Source organism: Corallococcus llansteffanensis (genome assembly GCF_003612055.1).
Taxonomy (GTDB): Bacteria; Myxococcota; Myxococcia; order Myxococcales; family Myxococcaceae; genus Corallococcus; species Corallococcus llansteffanensis.
This window is the reverse complement of sequence record NZ_RAWB01001044.1, coordinates 1-1,212: the sequence shown is the minus strand read 5'-3', so window position 1 is coordinate 1,212 and position 1,212 is coordinate 1. Positions and strand designations below refer to the sequence as shown.

1 protein-coding gene is annotated in these 1,212 nt (G+C 71.0%); it reads left to right on the top strand.

The features are described 5' to 3' along the window. A partial coding sequence (locus tag D7V93_RS43190) for an amino acid adenylation domain-containing protein (protein ID WP_120648690.1) occupies nt 1-1,212 on the top strand: 1,212 nt, incomplete at both ends.

The window sequence follows — 1,212 nt, the reverse complement described above, 5'->3', positions numbered from 1 at the left end:
GCCCGCGTCGGCCTCGCCGTCGAGCGCTCCTTCGAATTGGTGGTCGCGCTCCTCGCCATCCTCAAGGCCGGTGCCGCCTTCGTCCCCGTGGACCGCAACGCGCCCGTGGAGCGAATCACCGCGCTGCTGGAGGACGCCGACGTGGAGGTGGTGCTCACCCACCAGCCCTTCGCCTCACTGCTGCCCGCCACCGGCACCCGCGTCTGGCTGGACGCGCAGCAGGATGTCCTTGCAGCCCTGCCCACGCACGCGCCGGACGTGCACGTGGACGGCGAGTCGCTCGCCTACGTCATGTTCACCTCCGGCTCCACGGGACGGCCCAAGGGCGTCTGCGTGCCCCACCGGGGCATCACCCGGCTGGTGCTCGGCAACACCTTCATGCACTTCGGCCCTGAAGAGGTGTGGCTCCAGTTCGCCCCGGTCGCCTTCGACGCGTCCACGCTCGAAATCTGGGGCGCGCTGCTGCACGGCGCGAAGCTCGTCCTCGCACCGCCGCATGCACTCACCCTGGAGGAGTTGGCCGCGCAGCTGCGTCACCACCGTGTGACGTCGCTGTGGCTGACGGCTGCCCTCTTCGAGCAGATGGCCCTGCATCAGGCAGAGGCGCTCGCCACCGTGCGGCAACTCCTGGCCGGTGGCGACGTGCTGCCCTCCGCCCGGGTGCGTGAGCACCTGGCACGTCTCCCGGAAGGCGCCGTCCTCATCAACGGCTACGGCCCCACGGAGAACACGACGTTCTCCACCACGCTGTCCCTGCATCGCGACACCGTCGTGGAGGGCCCCATCTCCATCGGCCGCCCCATCTCCAACGCCACCACCTACGTGCTCGACGCGCACCTGCGTCCCGTGCCTGTGGGTGTCGCGGGCGAGCTCTACGTCGGGGGCTCCGGCCTTGCCTGGGGCTACCTGCACCGGCCCGACCTCACCGCGGAGCGCTTCGCCCCCCACCCCTTCGCCACCACGCCCGGCGAGCGCCTCTACCGCACCGGAGACAAGGCCCGCTGGTTGGCGGACGGCACGCTCGACTTCCTCGGCCGCGTCGACTTCCAGGTGAAGGTGCGCGGCTTCCGCATCGAGTTGGGTGAAGTCGAAGCCGCCCTGCGCGCCGCCTCCGGCGTCAACGAGGCCGTCGTCGTCGCCCGTGGAAGCGACGGGGACAAGCGCCTCGTCGGCTACGTCACCGCACGCGAAGGCCATGCCCTCGACGCCGAC